This is a genomic window from Halalkalibacterium halodurans (genome assembly GCF_004376175.1).
GTDB classification, from domain to species: domain Bacteria; phylum Bacillota; class Bacilli; order Bacillales; family Bacillaceae_D; genus Halalkalibacterium; species Halalkalibacterium halodurans.
In genome coordinates this window covers 1-1,634 of sequence record NZ_SNUY01000062.1, presented here as the reverse complement: position 1 = coordinate 1,634, position 1,634 = coordinate 1, and the positions used below count along the sequence as shown (strand labels likewise).

Below are 1,634 nucleotides of genomic sequence, written 5' to 3'. Positions count from 1 at the left end.
AGAGCTTGTTCAAAAAGCACCTTTTTAATCAAATCATAAATAGAAAATCAGTTGACTACACTTCCATTAATGGTAATGAAAGTAAAATAATTTCAGACAAAAAAATGTACCTTCGCCCCACTCAAAATCGCACCTAAAAAAGGGTAGACTTCTCCCTTGGACCATAGACAATTTTTTGAAAAAGGTTTGATTGGGGTTAAATTAGCTAGCTATCGGCAAGGAAAGCTGTTCCACTTGGATTTCCTGTAATTTCCTTATAGCTTCAACATGATTTCCAGGTAAGACCGTATCTCGTATGTGTTTGATCATCCGTTGAATGAGTCGAAACAAATCTCTCATGATGAAGAAAGATTGGACTCTCTTGGTGGTCTTTACTGGCACCTTTTTATGTCGCATCACAGAATCGAGCTGATTCGATTCATGTGCAAAAGATAGCTCCACTTGCTTACGAAAGTTTAACATCCGTTCTTGAAGCTCTGACCCTTGTGGAACTGGACCATAGAAGAATGGGTTTTCTTCAAAGGTGAAACCGAATTGCTTATTACAAGTAGCCTGTAATGGACAGGACATACATTTGGTTTCGTCACCATGAAACCAAGACGTATAGGTTTCCTTCTCAAATCCATCCCATAGGAGTTCATGGCCAGCTTCACATTCAGGCTTTCCTTCTGATGAACAAGTTTCAGGGATGACCGTATTCTTTTTGAAATCTGTTACGACGGCCACATCATGTTTATGTAAAGATTCTATCTGGTGTTCGGCACTGAAATAGCCTAAATCTGCCACAAGATACTCTACCTTCAAATCACCGATTTCTTTTAGTTTTTCAACCAACGGAAGAAGAACATCGACATCGTGAGTATCTGGTGGAAGAATAATAGACAAGAGAACAACAGGACCCGAGGGTGCGGGGCAAACAATCGAATGTTTTCGATAGCCAATAAAAAATTTATTCTGATTGGCTTTATTCCGCTGAACGCCTACTTTGGCATCGGGATCCGAATACGTTTTGTCGCATTCACATGTCTCTTTATCTTCACAAGCACAACGTTTCTTTTTATAGCCATTCACGTGAGCAAAGACGGGTCTAGAATCAATTCCCGCAAGAGTTGGTTCTAAAAAACCATCCAGTTTCAGGGCCTGACCAATGAAATCGAATAAGATTTTATAAAAGTGCTCGGGTGTCAGAGTATGACGAAAATGAGTCAAGCTCGAATGAACAGGAACATCCTTTATGTTTGGAGTGCCGATGAAGTTGCGCCATGCCTGATTCTTAGGGTCCTTCAGCTGTCTGCAGAGCTCTCTAAAAGACGTGATCTCAGGCCGTGTAAAGTACAAATAATGCATACGAAAATACGTCCTAGCATCAATAGGCGGGCGACCACCGCCTTTATATAATGGTTTCATTTTTTCCAAGACAATAGAATCATCAACATGATCAATATAATCTATCAATTCCACATCGAAACCGAGTGTGTTATAGTAGTGGTAAGGAAGCAGTTCTAGCTGCATATCCATGAAAATGCACCTCGCAAATTGGTATTTTTGGTTGATTCGTTACTTCCATTTTACCATTTTTCGCTAAGGTGCATTTTTATTTTTTTTCGGATTTTATGGCTTTTTGAACAAGCTCT

1 protein-coding gene is annotated in these 1,634 nt (G+C 39.7%); it reads right to left on the bottom strand.

What is annotated here, in order from left to right; all coding sequences use genetic code 11:
• Positions 1 to 201: 201 nt before the first annotated feature.
• On the bottom strand, positions 202 to 1,518 hold the full coding sequence (locus tag E2L07_RS16480) for a transposase (protein ID WP_134228930.1): 1,317 nt from the start codon (positions 1,516 to 1,518) through the stop codon (positions 202 to 204).
• Positions 1,519 to 1,634 lie beyond the last annotated feature (116 nt).